Annotated in this window: 24 protein-coding genes; 18 read left to right on the top strand and 6 right to left on the bottom strand. The window is 49.6% G+C overall.

The window, feature by feature from the left end; translation table 11 throughout:
• Window positions 1–45 precede the first annotated feature (45 nt).
• The 3 genes from pdxB to ACK8NJ_RS07415 all read right to left on the bottom strand — a co-directional run bounded on the left by pdxB (window position 46) and on the right by ACK8NJ_RS07415 (window position 2,783).
• A complete protein-coding gene (gene pdxB / locus ACK8NJ_RS07425; protein ID WP_411962516.1) occupies window positions 46–1,158 on the bottom strand; it encodes a 4-phosphoerythronate dehydrogenase PdxB in 1,113 nt (370 codons plus the stop codon).
• Window positions 1,159–1,361: 203 nt separating this feature from the next.
• The gene (locus ACK8NJ_RS07420; RefSeq protein WP_135404709.1) at window positions 1,362–2,366 is read right to left on the bottom strand and encodes a phage integrase; all 1,005 of its coding nucleotides are present in this window, start codon (window positions 2,364–2,366) and stop codon (window positions 1,362–1,364) included.
• A gap of 96 nt (window positions 2,367–2,462) precedes the next feature.
• Complete coding sequence (locus ACK8NJ_RS07415; RefSeq protein WP_033816538.1) at window positions 2,463–2,783, bottom strand: helix-turn-helix domain-containing protein; 321 nt, start codon at window positions 2,781–2,783, stop codon at window positions 2,463–2,465.
• Window positions 2,784–2,898: 115 nt separating this feature from the next.
• On the opposite strand from ACK8NJ_RS07415, the gene ACK8NJ_RS07410 reads away from it, so the two are divergent.
• Window positions 2,899–3,186 carry a Cox family DNA-binding protein gene (locus ACK8NJ_RS07410; protein WP_000004248.1) on the top strand — a complete coding sequence of 96 codons (288 nt, stop codon included), beginning with the start codon at window positions 2,899–2,901 and terminating at the stop codon, window positions 3,184–3,186.
• Between the two features lie 6 nt (window positions 3,187–3,192).
• On the top strand, window positions 3,193–3,399 hold the full coding sequence (locus ACK8NJ_RS07405) for a hypothetical protein (RefSeq protein ID WP_033816537.1): 207 nt from the start codon (window positions 3,193–3,195) through the stop codon (window positions 3,397–3,399).
• 104 nt (window positions 3,400–3,503) lie between these two features.
• Here ACK8NJ_RS07405 and ACK8NJ_RS07400 read toward each other — a convergent pair whose 3' ends face one another.
• A complete protein-coding gene (locus tag ACK8NJ_RS07400) occupies window positions 3,504–3,944 on the bottom strand; it encodes a hypothetical protein (protein ID WP_000235157.1) in 441 nt (146 codons plus the stop codon).
• Here ACK8NJ_RS07400 and ACK8NJ_RS07395 point away from each other — a divergent pair.
• The 14 genes from ACK8NJ_RS07395 (at window position 3,943) to ACK8NJ_RS07330 (ending at window position 13,764) form a co-directional block, all read left to right on the top strand.
• Window positions 3,943–4,152 (top strand): hypothetical protein, encoded by a 210-nt coding sequence (locus tag ACK8NJ_RS07395; protein ID WP_025672304.1) that lies wholly within the window; start codon window positions 3,943–3,945, stop codon window positions 4,150–4,152. The genes ACK8NJ_RS07400 and ACK8NJ_RS07395 overlap by 2 nt on opposite strands.
• A 29-nt stretch (window positions 4,153–4,181) precedes the next feature.
• Window positions 4,182–4,523, top strand: coding sequence for a DUF4761 family protein (locus tag ACK8NJ_RS07390; protein WP_411962305.1), 342 nt, complete (start codon window positions 4,182–4,184; stop codon window positions 4,521–4,523).
• Between the two features lie 10 nt (window positions 4,524–4,533).
• The gene (locus ACK8NJ_RS07385) at window positions 4,534–4,812 is read left to right on the top strand and encodes a hypothetical protein (protein ID WP_000159462.1); all 279 of its coding nucleotides are present in this window, start codon (window positions 4,534–4,536) and stop codon (window positions 4,810–4,812) included.
• An 11-nt stretch (window positions 4,813–4,823) separates the two neighbouring features.
• Window positions 4,824–5,066 (top strand): DUF4754 family protein, encoded by a 243-nt coding sequence (locus ACK8NJ_RS07380; protein ID WP_000514277.1) that lies wholly within the window; start codon window positions 4,824–4,826, stop codon window positions 5,064–5,066.
• The gene (locus ACK8NJ_RS07375) at window positions 5,063–5,176 is read left to right on the top strand and encodes a hypothetical protein (protein ID WP_000021654.1); all 114 of its coding nucleotides are present in this window, start codon (window positions 5,063–5,065) and stop codon (window positions 5,174–5,176) included. The genes ACK8NJ_RS07380 and ACK8NJ_RS07375 overlap by 4 nt, the downstream gene beginning before the upstream one ends.
• A gap of 92 nt (window positions 5,177–5,268) precedes the next feature.
• Entirely contained in the window at window positions 5,269–5,685 is a 417-nt protein-coding gene (locus ACK8NJ_RS07370) for a hypothetical protein (protein ID WP_000991906.1), read from the top strand.
• A gap of 23 nt (window positions 5,686–5,708) precedes the next feature.
• A complete protein-coding gene (locus ACK8NJ_RS07365) occupies window positions 5,709–5,912 on the top strand; it encodes a hypothetical protein (RefSeq protein ID WP_137460234.1) in 204 nt (67 codons plus the stop codon).
• A complete protein-coding gene (locus tag ACK8NJ_RS07360) occupies window positions 5,909–6,154 on the top strand; it encodes a MarR family transcriptional regulator (RefSeq protein ID WP_000153674.1) in 246 nt (81 codons plus the stop codon). The genes ACK8NJ_RS07365 and ACK8NJ_RS07360 overlap by 4 nt, the downstream gene beginning before the upstream one ends.
• The gene (locus tag ACK8NJ_RS07355) at window positions 6,151–6,450 is read left to right on the top strand and encodes a hypothetical protein (RefSeq protein WP_159386844.1); all 300 of its coding nucleotides are present in this window, start codon (window positions 6,151–6,153) and stop codon (window positions 6,448–6,450) included. Before ACK8NJ_RS07360 ends, ACK8NJ_RS07355 begins: the two co-directional genes overlap by 4 nt.
• A gap of 322 nt (window positions 6,451–6,772) precedes the next feature.
• Window positions 6,773–7,003, top strand: a complete 231-nt coding sequence (locus ACK8NJ_RS07350) for a hypothetical protein (protein WP_000013441.1) — start codon at window positions 6,773–6,775, stop codon at window positions 7,001–7,003.
• Window positions 7,004–7,075: 72 nt separating this feature from the next.
• A complete protein-coding gene (locus tag ACK8NJ_RS07345; protein WP_001559522.1) occupies window positions 7,076–7,441 on the top strand; it encodes a hypothetical protein in 366 nt (121 codons plus the stop codon).
• A gap of 6 nt (window positions 7,442–7,447) precedes the next feature.
• Window positions 7,448–10,213, top strand: coding sequence for a replication endonuclease (locus tag ACK8NJ_RS07340; protein ID WP_411962304.1), 2,766 nt, complete (start codon window positions 7,448–7,450; stop codon window positions 10,211–10,213).
• Between the two features lie 180 nt (window positions 10,214–10,393).
• Window positions 10,394–11,515, top strand: coding sequence for an AAA family ATPase (locus ACK8NJ_RS07335; RefSeq protein WP_000502620.1), 1,122 nt, complete (start codon window positions 10,394–10,396; stop codon window positions 11,513–11,515).
• Between the two features lie 23 nt (window positions 11,516–11,538).
• A complete protein-coding gene (locus ACK8NJ_RS07330) occupies window positions 11,539–13,764 on the top strand; it encodes a S8 family peptidase (protein ID WP_001140702.1) in 2,226 nt (741 codons plus the stop codon).
• Window positions 13,765–14,257: 493 nt separating this feature from the next.
• On the opposite strand, the gene ACK8NJ_RS07325 is transcribed toward ACK8NJ_RS07330, so the two are convergent.
• Both ACK8NJ_RS07325 and ACK8NJ_RS07320 read right to left on the bottom strand, forming a co-directional pair.
• Complete coding sequence (locus ACK8NJ_RS07325) at window positions 14,258–15,310, bottom strand: phage portal protein (protein WP_077136288.1); 1,053 nt, start codon at window positions 15,308–15,310, stop codon at window positions 14,258–14,260.
• The gene (locus ACK8NJ_RS07320; protein WP_042053771.1) at window positions 15,310–17,061 is read right to left on the bottom strand and encodes a terminase large subunit domain-containing protein; all 1,752 of its coding nucleotides are present in this window, start codon (window positions 17,059–17,061) and stop codon (window positions 15,310–15,312) included. The genes ACK8NJ_RS07325 and ACK8NJ_RS07320 overlap by 1 nt, the downstream gene beginning before the upstream one ends.
• Window positions 17,062–17,215: 154 nt before the next feature.
• Here ACK8NJ_RS07320 and ACK8NJ_RS07315 point away from each other — a divergent pair, with 154 nt between their 5' ends.
• The gene (locus tag ACK8NJ_RS07315) at window positions 17,216–18,052 is read left to right on the top strand and encodes a GPO family capsid scaffolding protein (RefSeq protein ID WP_042053767.1); all 837 of its coding nucleotides are present in this window, start codon (window positions 17,216–17,218) and stop codon (window positions 18,050–18,052) included.
• Between the two features lie 23 nt (window positions 18,053–18,075).
• Window positions 18,076–19,128, top strand: a complete 1,053-nt coding sequence (locus ACK8NJ_RS07310) for a phage major capsid protein, P2 family (protein ID WP_042053764.1) — start codon at window positions 18,076–18,078, stop codon at window positions 19,126–19,128.

Here is a 19,128-nt window from a genome sequence, read left to right as displayed (position 1 = left end):
GCAAAGCTCCCTGCCAATATTACAGCAGAGAGCATGAAGAAGAGATTAACGTGCCGGATGATGAACGGCGTTAAAACCCAGTTTACACAGCAATGATGCCGCACTGGCGTCATCACAAATCACATACAGAGATGACCATTCACGGCGCTCAAGATAGTTTTTGCGCAGCTTATCGAACTCACCCGGTATTCCGGCGACTTTACGCAGCGGTGCGTCATCGCGGCGCACATCATACACCAAATGCACCAGCCTTTTCAGCGTCGGTTGATCGAGCGGACCATGCAGCGTAATGCGGCCAAACTCTGGCGCGGGCAGCAACGTATCCAGCGCAACGTGTTGTTCATGCCCAATAAACTTGCTATAGGCTTCAAACACTTGCGTAGTACCGCGTGCTTTACCTTCCAGGGTATAGCCTGCGATATGCGGCGTGCCGATATCCACTTTTTTCAGCAATTCCACGTTGAGTTCCGGTTCGCCTTCCCAGACATCCAGCACTACGCTTAACTTCTGGCCTTCGTTCAGACAGGTCAATAGGGCAGTATTATCGACGACTGCGCCACGGCAGGCGTTAATCAGAATCGTTCCTGGTTTCAGGCTACGGATCAGTTTTTCATCCGCCAGATGCAGCGTTTTGTACGGCCCGTCTTTAAAGAGTGGCGTATGGAAAGTCAGAATATCCGCATGCTGAACTAATTCATCCAGCGAGCGGAAATCCCCCTCATCACCACGGTCGGCGCGAGGCGGATCGCAAAGCAAGGTTGTAATCCCTAACGCTTCCATTCGCGCCTGTAAACGGCGACCAACGTTACCAACGCCCACGATCCCCACGGTACGCTCGTGCAGTGAAAATCCATCGCGTTCGGCAAGCATCAGCAGTGAGGAGAAAACATATTCCACCACCGCAATCGCATTACAGCCAGGTGCCGCGGAAAAACCAATTCCCGCCTGCTTTAACCACGCTTCATCGACATGGTCGGTCCCCGCGGTGGCAGTGCCAACAAATTTAATGGGTTTTCCTGCCAGCAAAGATTCATTCACTTTCGTGACCGAACGCACCATCAGCGCATCCGCGTCTGCCAGTTGAGCCACGGGAATTGGACGCCCGGGAACCGCGGTCACCTCACCCAAACGGCTAAATAAGTCGCGGGCATAAGGCATATTTTCATCAACAAGGATTTTTAACCCTTTTTCAGTCTCTGACAATCTAAGGCTCCTTTATCAACAAACGCCCATTTGCAAACTGCTGTTTAATCTGAAAAAACATTCATAATCATACAGATAACAACATAACCATTTAGACGGGCGATACTGAAAAATAGTTATTCAGTATCGCCCTTTAAGCCGTTTCAGGCTATATAAAATTAATCCCCCGTGGACACTGCGTGGACACTTACGCCACCTTTCAGCGGATTAAGGGCCACCGCATCCTGCAGGTAATCCGGTGCAAAATGTGCATATGCCATTGTTTGCTGAATGGTTGCGTGGCCAAGAATCTTCTGAAGCGCAATAATGTTTCCTCCGTTCATCACAAAATGGCTGGCGAACGTATGCCGCAGCACATGTGCAGCCTGGCCTTTTGGCAAATCGGGCTTAACTCTTTTCAGCGCCAGACAGAATTCCCGGTACTTCACCTCAAACAAGCTGCCTGTTTCTCTGGTTTTGATCGCCTCACAAACTGCCTGCGAAATTGGCACTGTTCTCTTTCGGCCATTTTTGGTTTCAAGAAACGTCACTCGGTTATGAACTATCTGTTCACCACGGAGCTTACAGGCTTCACTCCAGCGCGCTCCTGTGCTTAAACACAAAAGAGCAACACGCCAGTAATCGCCCTCCAATGTATCGAGCAATAACGCAACTTCCTTCTGTGACAGGAACGCCATTTCTCGTGGAGATACATAAAGAATAGAAATTCCCCTTACCGGATGTTCTGCATCCCAAAGACCTATTTTTTTCAGCACGGTAAACATTCCGGATAACCGATTCATGTACCTGTTAGCAGATGACGGTTTCAATCCATCAGCTATCTTTTGAGAACGCCACGCGATAATTTTCAGCTTATCAAGATCCACAGCCTGCATATCAGCGCCAAGCTCATTGATTATGTTGCGCAGTTGTTTTCGGTCTTCTTCCGCCTTACGCCTGTGTTGACCGTGATACATCCACCACAACTCAAGCAAATCATTTAGCGTTCGGCGATCACGGTAGCCCTGTATATATTCCCGCTTTTCAGCGTTCGCCATGATGTAGCGTTCAGTGGCCACCGCTACCGATTTTTTGTCAAATACCTTACGCACGCGCTTTCCCTTGCGTCCGTTCGGCCTGATGTCCAGCAAATAACGACCATCTTCGAGCTTCTTAATTGACATTGCGAAGCCCTCCAATGAACCGCTCTACAATTTCTCCAGCCTCTTTCCAGCAATAATCAGACCAGACAAAGAGCAGGTCTAACCAGTTTTCTGGCCTTAGCGGGGTGATTTTTGGCTTGTTTCGGTTGAAACCTGATCTCCCTCCGAATCGAAGAAGCCATCAAGAGAGAGAGGCGGAGCAATCTGCCCCGTCGCAGCATTAGTTTGATTAAACATCACCCAATCCGAATACTTCCGAAAACGAGGATGATTCAAAATCAGGAGTAACGTTTCTCCAGGTATCATTCTTCCCAATATTTCATAATTTTTGAGATTGTTTTGAGATACCCCTGTCACCTCTTCCATCTCTCTACGTGACAATCCCTCTGCCTCTCGAATCAGGCGAAGTTTTTCTCCAAGGCTTGATTTATGGATCATATGTGATCTAAACTCCACGCTATTGGGTTACATGTAATACAAAACATTCAAATAGCCAAAATAAGCCTATATAAGCCATTTTGGGCCATTTGGACGAATTAAGGAGATTACCACAATGAGCGAATCAGAGCTTGAGGGGTTCATTCAGGTAGCACCATATCCACTTGAAGCGGTGCCATATCAACTATTTGCCAAGATGATTGGTCGCAAAGAATCAACCGTCAGAACCATGATTGACGCTGCAAAGTTACCAACGATTGACTTTGTGAAACCAGGTTCAGTGAAGACGCGAGCATCAGAAAACTGGGTATATCTGCCAGCATTTAACGCAGGTATGCGCAAAGCGTTTTTTGATCAGCCGAAAGAACGCCGCGATGCATGGTTGTTGTGGCTGGGGCTTTAATCATAAATGACCAGCAATATCACCAGCGCCATTTTGGACCTTGTATTCCTAGAAGTGGGTGTAATAGCGATTTATCTGCTTAGCAAGCTAACAGGACAAAAAGAACGCTTTATTGTTCTCAACGTTCATTACCTCGCCGCTTATGCCAGAGGTCTTTTTCCGATCACCATTGGTGCGGTGCTCATAGCGTTTGTTATTTGGCTCATCGGATAGAGGCACAAAAAATGAATAAGCAACAGCAAAACAGCGAACCCCATCACATGAGGTTTCGCCGTAGATACTTCAAAAATGGACGTTATGTAGGATGCATCAGTCGATTAGCCAAACAAGTGTTTAAAAGCAAAGGAGATACCTGTGGTAAGTGCAGATGAGGCGGTGCTTTTTATTGCATCTATCGCCCCACTCTTGGTTGCATCGACAAGTTTATCTCCAAGCGATTGCTTAAGTGACTCTGGATCAAGTTTCAATAATTCAAGTCCTTTAGCCGTAAGTACCGCCTTATCGAAACTTTCAAAAGGAACAGCATCGGCAGATACATAACCAGCAGCAATAAGCCACTCAATGGAGTAATAACGAAGAACAAGAGCTTCATGTTTTTGCTTTCTGACCGCCGGGTCCTTCTCTTCAAACGTTGGAGCGGAAACCCCGGTTAAAGCACAAACATCAATGGTTACTTTTCGGGGAAATGACTCATAAAGAAACGCAAAAGTTTTACCAACAGTTTCATTAAAAACATCAATATTTGAAGGTGTTGCCATGGATAACCTCACACAGACAAAAGAAACAGCCATAAAAGAACTATATGACGATTTACGTTCCATCATTACACAACAAAAATCAGGTCGGCTAGACCCTACACGAGCAAAAGCCGCATGGGAAGTGGCACTGGCCAACCGGGATACTGGAGTAATTAGTGAAGTTATGGCCGAAGTAATTTTTAAACTTACAAGAAACATCGGACTGTAGATCTTCAACACATTGAGGCAAGTCGGAATATGAAACAGCAACGTAATTCACGCTTTCGTAATGGTGCTGAACGCCACGCTAACCGTTTCGCTACCAGTGCATCACGCAGTAACATCCGCTACAGCCTGAGTGATACACATGCAACGCCGGATGGCTACCCAGTAAAACAAATCGGCGAGCATGCCTGGCTGATTGAGAAAGCTGGAATCATGGTCCACAAATGCCCACGCAATCCGTTTACCGGAAACCGCATTTTTGCATTGAGCTGCGGCGACAATCACTTCGGGCAGGATTTCACATTATACGAAGCACTTCGCACGGTTGATCGTCTGCTTCGCGGGCAAAGTTTTATTAAACAGGCTGATTTATAACAGGTGCTTTATGACCAAAGAGCATGCACAAGGTGTATTTATCCGTTTTATTGATTTTCGCGGTGAACTGTTATTACGCGCATCAGCCATTGACGGAGTTGTTCCATCCGAAAAAAACGCAGCTACTTACGTTTATCTGAACGGTACGCGCCTGACTGTGGAGCTTCCGTACCAGACCGTACGAGAAATCATTAGCGAAGCTGAAAAGGCACGTCAGGTTAATGGCGATGAACCCTATATCGAAATTATTTGTATGGATTCAGAAGCTGAAATTCAGAAAGCAGATTAAAGGGCGTTGCGATGGGCAAAGAATATAAAACTCTCATTAATAAAGCACTTGAACGATTTTATTTTCGCTTAAGTGCATCAGGCGCTCATGCTGAACGTGCAGCCCGTGACTCATTGACCAGGGCAATCCGGAGTTTGTATGACGTCGCTTTTTACGCTGATGATCTGGATGCACTTAACGAACTTTCCGAGCTGATCTGTGCCGCAGAATGCGGGGAACATATTGAACCGTATAAGCTGGGGAATATCGCATGAGTATATTTATCTCATGGCTTGTTCTGATTATTTCGGTGGCCTGCGCCATTGGGATTATGCGAATTATTCATTCAGTAAAAAAGATTGAACGCTTTTTCACTGACGAATAACAGCTTAAACAAAACACCAGATTAAACCCGAAAACCTGAAAACTATCCGCATTCGCGGAGGTATTCGCACACGTAAATAACGGAGATATAAAATGAACGCAAAAGAAGAAGGCATTATCGACACATTAAAAAAAATATCAGAAGCGGAAGATGAAATGGCTAAAGATGCCGTGAAGCGTAGCCAACATATGGCAGCACTTCACGCACTGACCATTGCAAAAATCACCGCTGACGCAGCCAAAATTATTGAGGAACAGAGCAAAGAAATCGACACTCTTAAAACACAGTCAACAGTTGCAGCCATGAATCCGTCCAGCATTGGACGCTGCATTTATATTCTTGGTTCAGCAATGATGCTGCAATACACCATTATTGCCGAACTGCACGGCAAATACCTGATAACGCCTTACCACACAAAAGAGTCAGAGCTTCTGACAAATCTCCGCCTGATAGAACGCTCTCAAGCTGTATTCATTGATGACGCGCAACGTGCCGTATTTAACGCATAGGGTTACTGGACAAAGGGGGCGCAATGGCAATTAAGCATTTTTCCGTCGTTCGCTTTACCTCCAGAGGGCGCGAATACGAGATCGACGAACGCCTGATTACCACTATCGACAAACATCGTTCGGAAAAGGATGCACATCACATCTATCTCACTGACGGCACTTACTTCTGCGCCACGAATGTGGTGCAGGTGAACCTTATCCGACAGGTACAGGAGTCACGCAGATGACCATTCTGGATTATATCGCTGCCAATCCGGGGTGTAGCGGTGGAGAAATCGCCGCAGCACTGAATACCCCAACCACAGCCATTAATGCGGAGTTACGCCGACTCTGGCGCAGCGGTTCAGTCATAAGAAAAGAGCGCAAAACAGGCGGTCGCTTTTCTTACCAGATAAACCCGATGCCGTTCGGGTGCGGCAATCCACTTACCAACATGTTTAACCAGCTACTGAAGGAAGCCAGAGCATGAACGCCATCAACCACCAGGAATTACGCGAACTGGCGACTGACCTGCAACGAATGGCAACGCCTCAAAAATTACTGGCGTTTCGCGCAATGCTCTCGCCGTCTGCTGTGCTGGCGCTGCTGGATGAGCTGGAGCACGCCAGAACCACACCTCTCGCCATTCGCCTGACGCTCCGTCATGAAATCGAAGATTTCTGCGCGACGTTGGAGGCGCCAGGCGAACCGGAAACGCCGGAAGCAATACAGCAAGAGCTGCTGCAACGCATTGACAAGGTTTTTGATTTTTTTCTGAACCACTAAGAAACCAGAACATGCACACACAAAAAAACCGCTTGCCATGCCGCAATCAGTCAGGTTACATTTCCGCTGCACCTCACAAAACGGGTGCCGGGTTTCGCAGCCTGCTGACTACACAAGCGCACAACCGCGCCAGCGGTTTTTTTGTGCGTACTGTATTGCCACGTTTTTTTCGCGTCAGAATTATGGCGGGGCGTACGGGGCCGACTTCGGTCGGGCCGGGTTCTTGTGTAGCCGGTACTGCGAACCTCGTACGTCTCGCCACCCACAGTTTCGCAGCTCTGGATGGTGAGTTTTCACAACTTACTACACAAGGGGCCACACCATGGCAAACCGCAAACCACACCGCGCTATCGCGGAGCGTCGTCACATCCAGACTGAAATCAACCGCAGACTTTCCCGCGCATCACGCGTCGCGCAAATCATGCACATCAATATGCTGCATGAGCGCAGCCACGCACTATCAAACATTTATTCCGCCTCTGTTTTCAGCTATCTGGCGGATGATCTGCACGAGCTTCAACAGCTCATCCAGCAGCAAAACAAACTCCATTAACTCCTGTTCCGGGCCTTTCCTGCACCTTGCGGCGGGAGGCCTTCGCACATCTGTAACAAGAGGATTGCCGCAATGATTCTCGCCAACGACTTTCTTGAATACCTGCTCAACACAGAACGTGATCTTGCCGCTCGCGTGCGTGATCGTTATGACATGTACCTGAAATCCCTGCCTGTACCGCAGCTCGCTGACGGAAAGATTGTTATTGATGGTCGCTACATGATTGACAGCCACGAGGGAAATTACAGGCTTTACCGCATTGAAGGTGGCACCCCGTCCGTTATTGGCATTTACCAGCGCCCATCCTCTGCAATCGTCGATGTGATTGCCGACAGCATCCGCATCACACATCGCCATGCCGACACAGAAGACACCATGCTGGAAATTCAGCGGCTGGCTACAGTCTGCCGCGACACCCTGAATGGCATGACGAAGTAAATCACTATGACGGCAGAGTACATCAGGGACTGGCAACAACCGCGCCACGCAGTGGGGCGTGAAGGAACGGGGATCCCCGCTCCTGAATCCGCGCTTTCCTCCTGGCTGGATGCCTACCGGGTAGAGAACGAGCACCGCCAGGAAATGGCTGATGCGGCGTTCTCCGCAACGCCGCTGGGCAACCTGATTAATAAAAGCCTGGACGCACAGGAAAAACAGGACAAAACCATCACACTGGCAGGAGATGCCAGAAAACAGGCACGCGGCGCGGTGGATGAAGCCATGGCCTCGCTGCGCCTGCTGCCGTCCTATCTGCGCGATCCGCTTATTCGCCACCTCTCCTTCCTGCGCAAAAAACAGGAAGCCGATCGTCAGAAAGGCAAAAAGAGCTGGCAGGCTGAACGCTACGCGCGCGGAAACCTGCGCAAAATATTCGAACGTCTGGAGCGCACCGATCACCGCTGGCTGACACAGGGTTATCGCTCCCTTGCCGGACGCGAACGCCTGGACGATTTGCTTTACCTGCCGCAGCTCAACAAACACCAGATACAGACACTGGCCACCATGACGGCGGCGATGTTCAGCAGCACCTTCGAAAAACTCTGCGATGGCTTTGGCGCGACCGATGGCGAACTGACCATGGATGTAACCCTGAAGGCGTATCAGATGCTGGCCCGCATGGCGTTACACCTGCACGCCATGCCTCCACATTATGACGCACTGACAACAGACAAAGACCGGAGGAACGAACCGGACACGGAGCTGCTGCCGGGCGCAATCCTTCGCCTGACCTGTGCAGAATGGTGGAAACGCAAACTGTGGCTGTTACGTTGCGAGTGGAGAGAAGAACAACTCCGCGCCGCCTGTCTGGTTTCCAGAAAAACATCGCCCTATCTGAGCCAGGACGCGTTAAGCGAGTTTCGCGCACAGCGCGAGAAAACACGCGATTTCCTGAAAAGTTTCATGCTGGAAAATGAAGACGGGTTCACGATTGATCTCGAGACGGTGTATTACGCGGGAGTAAGTAACCCGGTTCACCGTAAGGCAGAAATGATGGCCACCATGAAGGGGCTGGAACTTCTGGCCGAAGCCCGTGGCGACAAAGCGGTGTTTCTGACTGTCACCTGCCCGTCAAAATACCACGCCACAACAGAGAACGGTCATCCGAATCCCAAATGGAACGGGGCCACCATGCGCGACTCCAGCGATTACCTGGTTAACACGTTTTTTGCGGCGGTCCGCAAAAAACTGAACCGCGACGGTCTTCGCTGGTATGGCATCCGCACGGTGGAGCCTCACCATGACGGCACCGTGCACTGGCATATGATGGTCTTTGCTCATCCGGAAGAAATCGACAGCATCGTGGCCATCACCCGCGATATTGCCATTCAGGAAGACCGCCACGAGCTGGGCAATGATATTACTCCGCGCTTTAAGGCGGAGTATGTCGACGGCTCAAAAGGCACACCAACCAGCTACATCGCCACCTACATCGGAAAGAACCTGGACAGCCGCGCCGTGGATGGCATCGACCCGAAAACGGGCAAGCCACGCGTTGACCACGAAACCGGAAAATCAATGGCCGAGAGCGTGGAACGCGCCATCGGCTGGGCGCGCCTTCACCGGGTCCGCCAGTTCCAGTTCTTTGGCATTCCCTCCCGTCAGGTGTGGCGTGAACTCCGCCGCCTTGCCAGCCAGATGGCACGCAACCCGGAAGGCCCGCAACGGCTGAAGGATGACGCAATGGATGCGGTTCTTGCTGCCGCTGATGCCGGGTGTTTTGCCACCTACATTGAAAAACAGGGTGGCGTACTTGTTCCGCGCAAGGACTACCTGATTCGCACAGCCTACGACCTCGCAGATGAGCTGAACGATTACGGCGAACAGAGTGTACAGATTTACGGGATCTGGTCACCACTCATCGGGGAATCCTCCCGTGTGTGCACGCACCCGGATAACTGGAAGCTGGTAAGACGTAAACCGGAAGCGGAAGACAGCACCCACGAAAATGGTTTTGACCTTCAGGGCGGCCCTGCCGCCCCTTGGACTCGTGGCAATAACTGTCCCCGTGTACAGGAAACGGACAACAACGGGACAGAACAGCCGGAAGAACGGCCAGCACCGTGGCCGCAGCTCCCTGACGGCGTTGAAGTGAACGAATGGATGCGCTCACTGAAACGGCACGAACGCCGGGCGCTGATGCGTTCGCTTCGTGACAAACAGGCAAAAAACAGCAGTGATGAAATGCAGAGCTGGACACAGAGCCGCAAACAGCAGCGGCCTTTGCCTGATAACCACGAATTACTCGCTAAAGAATGGCGGGAGTCTGCTGAATCTCTCGGCCTGCATATCGGTGAACAACAGATGCAGCACCTGTTACGGGGCGGCAGTCTGTACGTTGACGGCAGCATCATTGCACCGCAGGGATTTGAAATTGTACGCAAACCAGATACCCGACCGGACAGCCGAATCACGCAGCTCTGGCAGCGCCTGAGCCGTAATCACGACGTAAACAGCACGGAAATCCGCCATAACCCGGTTTCCAGCTATCTGAAACAGCTCGGGGCATCAGACCCTGAAGCCGCTGCACGCCTGGCATCCACACTTCAGCAGGACCAGAACACCATGAAAACACCCGTTACCGTGCTTTCTGACATGCTGCGCGCCATCCGCGACGCAGAGCACGCACAGAGAATCAGTGAAACCACTGAACGCGCACGTCACAAGGCGGGTCTGTTGCAGGACAAAGGCAATAGCGAGAAGAAAAAATAACCAAGAAAGAAATCATCAATTGTATGAAGGTAGAGTTTAGACATGGTAAGGACGTTCCATGAGGCACACTGTAATTTCATATAGTATTCCTCTTCCCTGTTTGATAAAAAAGTGCAATACTATAAATAGTCCAGTTAAATGCTTTTTCAATTCACTTAAAATCAAGAGGTTACAGTTAAGATGGGCGACTTAGGTGGTATTCAGTCAGATTTAGCCCAACTAGTTAGACTGGTAATAACTGAACAGTATGATGACGTTCGGTTATATGTCGCTCGCTTGGTGCGTAAATATCGGGAAACTATGCCTGCTCTATCCGAGCAGCTTGATCTTTATCTACGAAATAAACCGCAAAAGCCTGCACAAAGCCTGCGTAAGGTTACCGCACCAAAACAAGCGCTGCCTCAAACCATGCCTGTGGACGAGGAGTCAAGGCTTACCTTGCTTAAAGCACCAAATGAAAAGATTGTGAGCAAACCTCTACTGTCCAGTCAGATAGAAGACTCACTGGATCAAATTATTCTTGAGCGGAAGCACATCGATCGCCTCAAGACTCTCGGCTTACAACCAACACGCTCTGCCATTTTTGTTGGCCCTCCGGGTGTAGGTAAAACACTTACGGCAAGCTGGTTAGCTCAGAAATTAGGGGTTCCTTTTTACGTTCTTGATTTAACGGCAGTAATGAGCAGCTATCTGGGCAAAAGCGGAAATAACCTTCGGGCAGCTCTAGATTTTGCGAAGAAAGGGCCGTGCGTTCTTCTGTTAGATGAAATTGATTCAATCGCCAAAAAGAGAAGTGATGATTCTGATGTTGGAGAATTAAAAAGACTTGTTACCGTAATACTCCAGGAGGTTGACGAATGGCCGTCTTCTAGTTTGCTACTTGCTGCAACTAACTTCGCTGAGTTGATTGATCCAGCACTATGGAGACGTTTTGATTTAGTGCTCAATTTTGAGAAGCCAGATAGCGAAAGTATTAAAGAAGCAATTAAACGCTTTTCAGGTCCCGACTACGCGATTTTTGCACGTTGGATAGATCTACTGGCTATTATGTTCAAAAATGAATCTTTTAGTAATATTGAGCGTTCTATCAACAAATTCCGACGTTCGGTCGCTTTAGGTATTTCCTCAGATGAAGAGTTGATTGGGTCGTTCATTAAAGATGGTTTATCAGAATTAGACAGGAATGAACGTAAAGAAATTGCAGTTACTCTAAAAAGAAATTCTAAATTATCCCAGCATGCCATATCAGACTTAACCGGAGTCAGTAGGGATACAATTAGAAAATACAGTCAAAAAATGTAATACAGCATAGATAAGGAGTATGTATGGCGAAAACTAATTTTCTGATTGGACGCGGCGAATTATTAACCAGCGATATTCCTGGTCCTAAAAGAGTGCCCGGAAAAGCTGAGGTTTATTCTCTTTACGAATCGAAACAACGTTTATTGCCGCAAATTGCATCTACTATAGAAAATTTTGATGATTTACCCAGTCAGGCATGTCCTTATGATTATGCTGTGGCTAAGTTGACGTTGAATCCGAGCTATATTGCACGCTCTTTTTTTCCTGCAAAAATGCTTAAGTCTACCGGGTTAACGTCTATTGGCAGCAGGACGGTAAAAATTACGCCTCAAAGCTGGAAGCGAAAAGTTACTGTGTCAGAAGTAACTACGACACAAATGTTTGTTGCTGGTAAAAGAGAATCCTTCAAAGAGTTACCTCATTGGGTGTCAGGACTCAAAGAGTTTTCTGACGAAGCGATTGATTTTGCACGCATAGAACGGTTCGATGCCTATTTACCCGAAGAGCGTATTATTACCATTGGTGAGCAGGATTCTTCGTATTTTGAGGTTGGTGTTCATTTACTGCCAGATAATGAACAAGACTTGGTTCAGCAACAATTTGTTCAGTTTGCATCAAATTTGAACATCAAAGTACATACTTCATTAGCTTTTACCGCTGGTACATTATGGTTCGTGCCAATCCAGGCCGATAGAATTACTATTAGTAAGCTTGCGAAATTTACATTTGTACGAGTAATAAGACCGGTTCCAAGATTGCGTGGGATTAGACCAATACAAAGGAACTACGGTCCTTTAGCTCAGTGTAAATTGCCTGCTGAGGGCCCCGTATCTTCAGAAATAAAAGTTGCGATTCTTGATGGTGGTTTACCATCAGAGCACGCTATATCGCCATGGTTAAAATCCTATAGAGTTTTGGACGATCATGCAGAGGATGATCCAGACGGTTTAGAGCATGGTTTAGCTGTGTCTTCAGCCTTTTTATTTGGACCAATAAGTAATAAATCGGAAGCGAAAAGACCATACTCTTATATTGATAACTTAAGAGTTTTGGACAACAAGACCTGCCAAGAAGATCCGCTGGAACTATATCGAACTTTGGGCTTTATTGAAGAGGTATTGTTGTCTCGCCAGTATCAGTTTATCAATCTAAGTTTAGGTCCAGACCTACCAATTGAAGATACGGAAGTTCATGCATGGACTTCCGTTATTGATGATTTGTTAAGTGATGGTGAAACATTAATGACTGTTGCTGTTGGCAACAATGGAGAAATGGATCGCAAGTCTGGTAATGCAAGAATTCAAGTACCAGCCGATTGCGTTAATGCTCTTGCTGTTGGTGCTTGTGATACAGTTAATGATACGGAATGGAAACGAGCACCATATAGCGCCATTGGGCCAGGCAGAAGTCCTGGCGTGATGAAACCGGATTTAGTTGCGTTTGGTGGTGACACAGACGAGTACTTTCATGTTTTAGGTAAAGGTAAGAAGCCTGTAATCATACCCCAGCTAGGAACAAGCTTTGCCTCTCCTTACGCCTTACGAGCAGCTGTTGGTGTTCGGGCAATTTTAGGGAACGATTTGAGCCTACTAGCAATCAAAGCTTTGTTAATTCATGCGTCAAAACAGCTTGATCATCCTTGTACAGAAGTTGGCTGGGGAAAACTTCCTGAAGACTTGAACGACATTATAGTCAGCCCTGATGGTGTTGCCCGTATCGTCTACCAAGGTGAATTGAAACCAGGAAAATACTTACGCGCTCCTCTTCCAATACCTGAAGGTGGCTTGAAAGGTAGAATAAACTTAGCGGCAACTTTCTGTTATGCAACAACCACTGATCCACAAGACCCAGCTTCCTATACAAAAGCTGGTTTGGAAGTGACATTCCGGCCAAATGATTCAAAAATCAAAGACGGAAAACAAAATGCTGAAACCAAGGGATTCTTTGAACTGGCCAAATATTCAACTGAAAGTGAGCGACGTTCTGACATGGGCAAATGGGAGACCGTCTTACATAATTCGAAGAACATGCTAGGTTCAACTCTAAAAAATCCTGTATTTGACATTCATTATAACGCTCGTGAGGCCGGTGCAAGCATAGCCAGCCATAAGGCAGAAAAAATCAAGTATGCTCTTATAATTACCATTAAGGCATCAAAGCACCAAGACCTGTATAACGAAATTTTACGTACTTATAATCAGGTGCTCGTGCCAATTCAACCGCAAACATCAATTCCTATTCGTTCGTAATCCTTCAAGACATAATGCCCCTCAATTTGAGGGGCATTTCTTTGCACAAAAGCGCACAAATTTGCACAATTTTTTTGAACGACTTTTTGCCCTTCCGGCCCGCATGGCGGCTGGATCGGTCAAGGATCCGTGCGTGCACAAAAAAACGCGCTTTTTCTGCGCGCAGGTGACGGGGGAACAGCCCGCGTTTCAGGGGGTAAATAGCGTTCCCTTAACGATGTCGCAGCGACACGACAGAATGGCCGTATTTCTCACGCTGAGCGTGAAACATACGTGAGGGATTCTGATTTGATGGGGTGAAAGGTAAGGCCGTCAAAATCGCACTGAGGCGGCGAGAACACGCAGTCAACGCGGTGGGATTGCGTAAGAGTCTGACCGTCGATGATGGCAATAAGCAGGAAAGCGTCGTGAAATTATCTGATTGATACAGGAGCTGGAGAGTCGGGGCATAAATTTTTTATGCCCCGGCGAAGCAGCAGACAAGCGAAGCGCGTCAGGATGTGGGCTGGGTGTCTAACAGTGCGTAAGGGTTAAAGCGGATCACCTCTTCGCCGAGCCAGTCATTGATGTGCTTCATGGCCTCCATGACGGGCATCAGCTCGTTAATTGCGTAAACCCGCGCAGCCTTCTCCACATCACCAAACGCACTTTTTTCGCCCGGCATCGCCCCCATCAGTTGCGGCGGAACGCGGTGCGCAGCCAGCACATCATCACGGGATGCCGCCTTAACATTCATGAACTCATCTTTTGCGGTGATCTGCTGGAACGGCAAAATTTGCACCCCCTCTTTGCCCCCGTTGGGCGCATGAATGAGCACGTTTTTAAACGCACCACCACCACGTGCCCCCTGTAGCGTTTCTTTCAGGGAGTCCATGCTTTCGCGGTTTACCTGCGCTGCACCGATGTAGATGATGCACCCGGCGTGGGATCCGTTGTCGTAATACAGTTTTCTGAACATGTCCGCCGAATGAGACAGGCTGGCCGAGAGTAATGCGCCAAGATATTCCGGCATGCCGTAGATTTCCTGGTTAATGTCCGGATTCATCAGGTGGCACACTTTGCCAGGGCGAAACTGAAACGCATCCTTGCCATCCTGCACATACCACCATGATTCAAGATCACTTCCGCGTCGCATGTATTTCGCCAGGGCGTGCCGTAATTTAAGCGGTTCGCCGAGCATATTGCTCCGAAGCTCAAGGAATGCGTTACCGAACACAAACCAGTCCAGCGCCAGCGCCAGCGCCGAGAAATCCTGCCGGGAAAGCAGCGGGTGCGGAATATAGCAGCCGAGCAATACATTGCGCTTAAAGTAAAGCGCAGACTGATGCCAGGACGTTTGCCGGGCAGCTCTTGCCAGACCGTACCAGTCCACCGGGGTTTCATACCACCGCCCGTTATCAGCACAGTACATATTGTCCAGCAGGTCATGCCCGGTCAGGCGGTAAGGACCATCAAATGTGAATGCACTGAGCGACGATTCTTTCCTGAGCGCATCAGCGAGATCAATGCGTGAACTCATGCGCACTTTTTTATTTTTTCTGCTCATCAGAACTCCATAACCGTGAAACGCTCGTTTTCTCCTTCGCCGCCAATTGGTTCGTTAATGACAGCAAGCATGGTTGCCCACGCAAGGTCGCCGTGGCTGATCCCCCTCGCGCGGTCCGTTTCGTAAGTGATAAAGCCGCCCGGTGTTTTCACCTTACGCACGGCGTTAAAGGCCGCGACCAGCTCGCGTTCGGCGCGATCGTATTCCCACCGCCCGGCACGCATTATTTGCAGCATTTTCAGTACCAGCGACCGTTTTGATGACAGCGTGAAGGTGTACGGAATAGCAGCAGGGAAAAACCGTTTCACTATCTGATAAACAGCCTCCCCGTTCCCGCCCGTCACATCAATGCCGATGTGTTCCACGTTGTAGCGACACGTGAACTCCTCAATGACTCTGGCCTGTTCTTCAAACTCCAGCCCCTGAACGCGTCGCGTCTCCACCGTTCGAAAACGGCCACCAGGAACAGCCGGAGGAACCACCACGGACACCGCGCCACTGTCGCCGTTTCCACTGCTGCCGTTTGCGTCATACCCAATCCATACCGGACGATTCCCCATCGGGCGGGGAGCAAAAGGTTTCCAGTCTTTCCAGTCGTCGTATCCATCAACGCCGCAGCCAATCAGGATATTCAGGTTAAATGCCGATTCCCCTTCGCGGACAAACTCACACATATAGAGATTGCGGAACTCGTCTTCGGTGTTTTCATCACGAATTTCATCAATATCGGTGTGTTTCCAGCCGTGATTAACCACATCTTCCAGCGTGACAATTTGCCGCCACGTCCGGTCGGGGCAGATAAGCCCGTTATGCAGCGTTTTCCAGTCCACAGAAAAACGCTGGCGTTTATGCGCGGCCTTTTTCTCGTTCCAGCGGTCGCCGTTCCAGTAGACGTATGCCTCGTGCGTTTCGGTTGATGGCGTGGAGAAGTAGGTGCGTCGCAGCCCGCTGAGGGTTGCCATAGCGCCAGCCACCTTGCGCAGTTCAGCAAAGCGACTGACCCAGAAAAATTCATCAAAATAAAAATTGCCTGTGTAGGACTGTGCCGTCGCAGCAGAAGTGCCGAGAAAATGCAGCTCTGCGCCGTTGGAGAGGATGATTTTATCGCCCCCTTTCAGCTCCACATCAACTTCAGATGCAGCCTTCTGAATAATGCTTTTAAACTGGAACGCCTGACGACGCGACGCAGACAAAAAAATCTGGTTACGCTGGTAAGGTTGCGCCACATCGTCACGCAGCGCCATCAGCAGTGCTTCCTGTGCAAAATACCAGGTCGCCCCAATCTGTCGGGATTTCAGGATCATCCTGTTACGTATCCCGGCTTCCCTGCAAAGGGTCAGGGAGTCAAACCAGCCCCGCTGATGCCACTCCAGCCTGCTGATGATTTTTTCCCGCAGTGCGGCAATTTGTTCCGGCGTGAAATGATTTTTGAGTTTTTTTGCCCGGCCTTTCTTTCCTGTGGCCGTCGCATCCGGCTGGCCATCATGCAGTTTTTTAAGCTGCCGGGTCAGCAGGTCTATTTCCTTAAAGTCACCGCCTGTTTTATTCTGTTTTTCAGTAAGCTGGATGAGGCGCGCATCGATGGACTGCGTGACACGCTGCACGGGGGGCGTTTCATCCCACTGGTCGCGTTTTTTCCACGCATAAATCGTGTTCGGGTTTATTCCCATCAGACGTGATATTTCAGCGGGCGGATAACCCTGCCAGTAAAGTTGTCGCGCACGCTGGCGCACAAAAGCGTCCTGAATCATTGCTCCCCCTGAGTAATTACAGGAAGATTACCCGCGCGCGAAACCGTTCTCCTTAACCCCCTGTTCTGGCCGTTTTCTTACAACAAAAGCCCTTTGTATCAGCCTGTTACGCTTTGCCATCATGACTGAAGAACCAGTCAGAGGGGCAAAAACTATGGCTAATGAAAAAAAGACATCACGCAAAAAGTTTCGCGTGGCTGTCTCCGGATCAACTGTTGATGGCCGCGAAATCAGTCCGGTGCATCTGCGTGAAGCTGCTGAGAACTTCGATCCGGATGTTTACGCTGCCCGCGTGAACGTTGAGCACTATCTCTCGCCATGCCCGTCAAGCGAATTTTCCGCAATGGGCGATGTCACCGCACTGAGTACGGAAGACATTACGGAAGGTCCGCTGGCCGGGCGTACTGCGCTGTATGCAGAAATCGAACCGACCGAGCGCATGAAGCAGCTTGTCGCTGACGGCAAGAAAATCTATTCCAGTATCGAACTGCACCCGCAGTTCTCCGTCAACGGGCGCGCCTATCTGGTCGGGCTGGCGATGACCGACACCCCGGCAAGCCTGGGCACTGAGCGCCTGAAATTCACGGCACAGCAACGTCAGGCGGTAATGACGTTTAACAGTGCCCAGGGTGAAGCACCGCTTATCTCCGAAGCCATCGAGTCTGAAATCATCGAAATGGCAGAACAACGCCAGGAAGAAGGCACCCAGTGGTTTAACCGCGTAATGGGAATTATTAGCCGTGGCCGCAAAGCGGATGACACCAGTTTTTCCCGCATTCAGGAAGCGGTGGAAGGCGTCGCAACGTCACAGGCCGACATTATCGACCGTTTTAATGCACTGGAAGCCCGCCATAAGCAGGACCGTCAGAAAATCATTTCACTGACCACAGAGCTGACAGCACTGAAGGAAAAATTGCGCACGCAGGACGGCGATCCGCAGAACCGGTTCACCGCAACGGGCGCAGCCTCCGACCAACTGGCTGACTTCTGACAAGACAAAGGAGCAAATTTTTTATGAATCTGGTGATGTCAGATATTACCCGCAACAAACTGGGTTGCTATATGGCGCAGCAGGCGTCGCTTAACAATATCCCGGTTTCTGCGCTGGTATCGCGATTTACCGTAGAACCCTCGGTGCAGCAGCGTTTTGAAAACGCAGTAAAGGAGAGCACTGAATTTACAAAAAAAATTAACGTATTCGGTGTGACCGACCAGAAAGGCGAAAAAATCCTCCTGGATACCACCGGGCCGATTGCGCGCACGAATATCAGTTATGACGGCACAAAACGCCGTAACCCGAATAACGTGGTTGATCTGAAAAACCGCAAATACCAGTGCGAACAGGTGAACTACGACACGTTTATTTCGTATCCGCAGCTTGATGCCTGGGCGGCACACCCTGATTTTCAGTCCCGCGTCAGCACACAGATTGCCCGGCAGGTGGCGCTTGACCGCATCATGATCGGTTTCAACGGCACGTCTCACGCAGATGAGTCCAACTTCAGCACTAACAAGCTGCTTCAGGACGTTAACGTGGGATGGCTGGAGCACATCAGAACCGACGCCAGCGAGCGCGTTATGAATGATGTAACGCTGACCTCCCGCAACATGGACAACACCGTGGCGCACGCGGGTAAGTATGCGAACGCTGATGCACTGGTACAGGACGCGCGCTCATCCCTGCTGGATGAATGGCACAAGGAAGCTGACGACCTCGTGGTGATTATGGGGCGCAACCTGTTTAACTCGCTGCGTCTGCCCGTGCTGAACAGCATCAGCGGCCAGAATCCCAATGCGGAATTACTTGCCGGACAGCTCATCCTGTCATCGCGCGCCATTGGCGGGCTGGATGTATTCCTTGCGCCGTTCTTCCCGGATTCAACGATGCTGATCACCTCGTTCAACAACCTGTCGATTTACTGGCAGAAAGGAACAATGCGTCGCCTGATGAAAGACGAGCCGGAATACAACCGCATCGCCACCTACCAGTCCATCAACGATGCTTATGTCGTTGAAGACTATGGCAAGTGCGCGATGGTCACTGGCCTGAAGTTCGCCGACAGCTAA

Origin of the sequence: Escherichia sp. F1, assembly GCF_046764225.1 — a bacterium.
Classification (GTDB): Bacteria; Pseudomonadota; Gammaproteobacteria; order Enterobacterales; family Enterobacteriaceae; genus Escherichia; species Escherichia coli.
The sequence above is the reverse complement of the archived record's forward strand: the minus strand, read 5'-3'. Positions and strand labels throughout refer to the sequence as shown.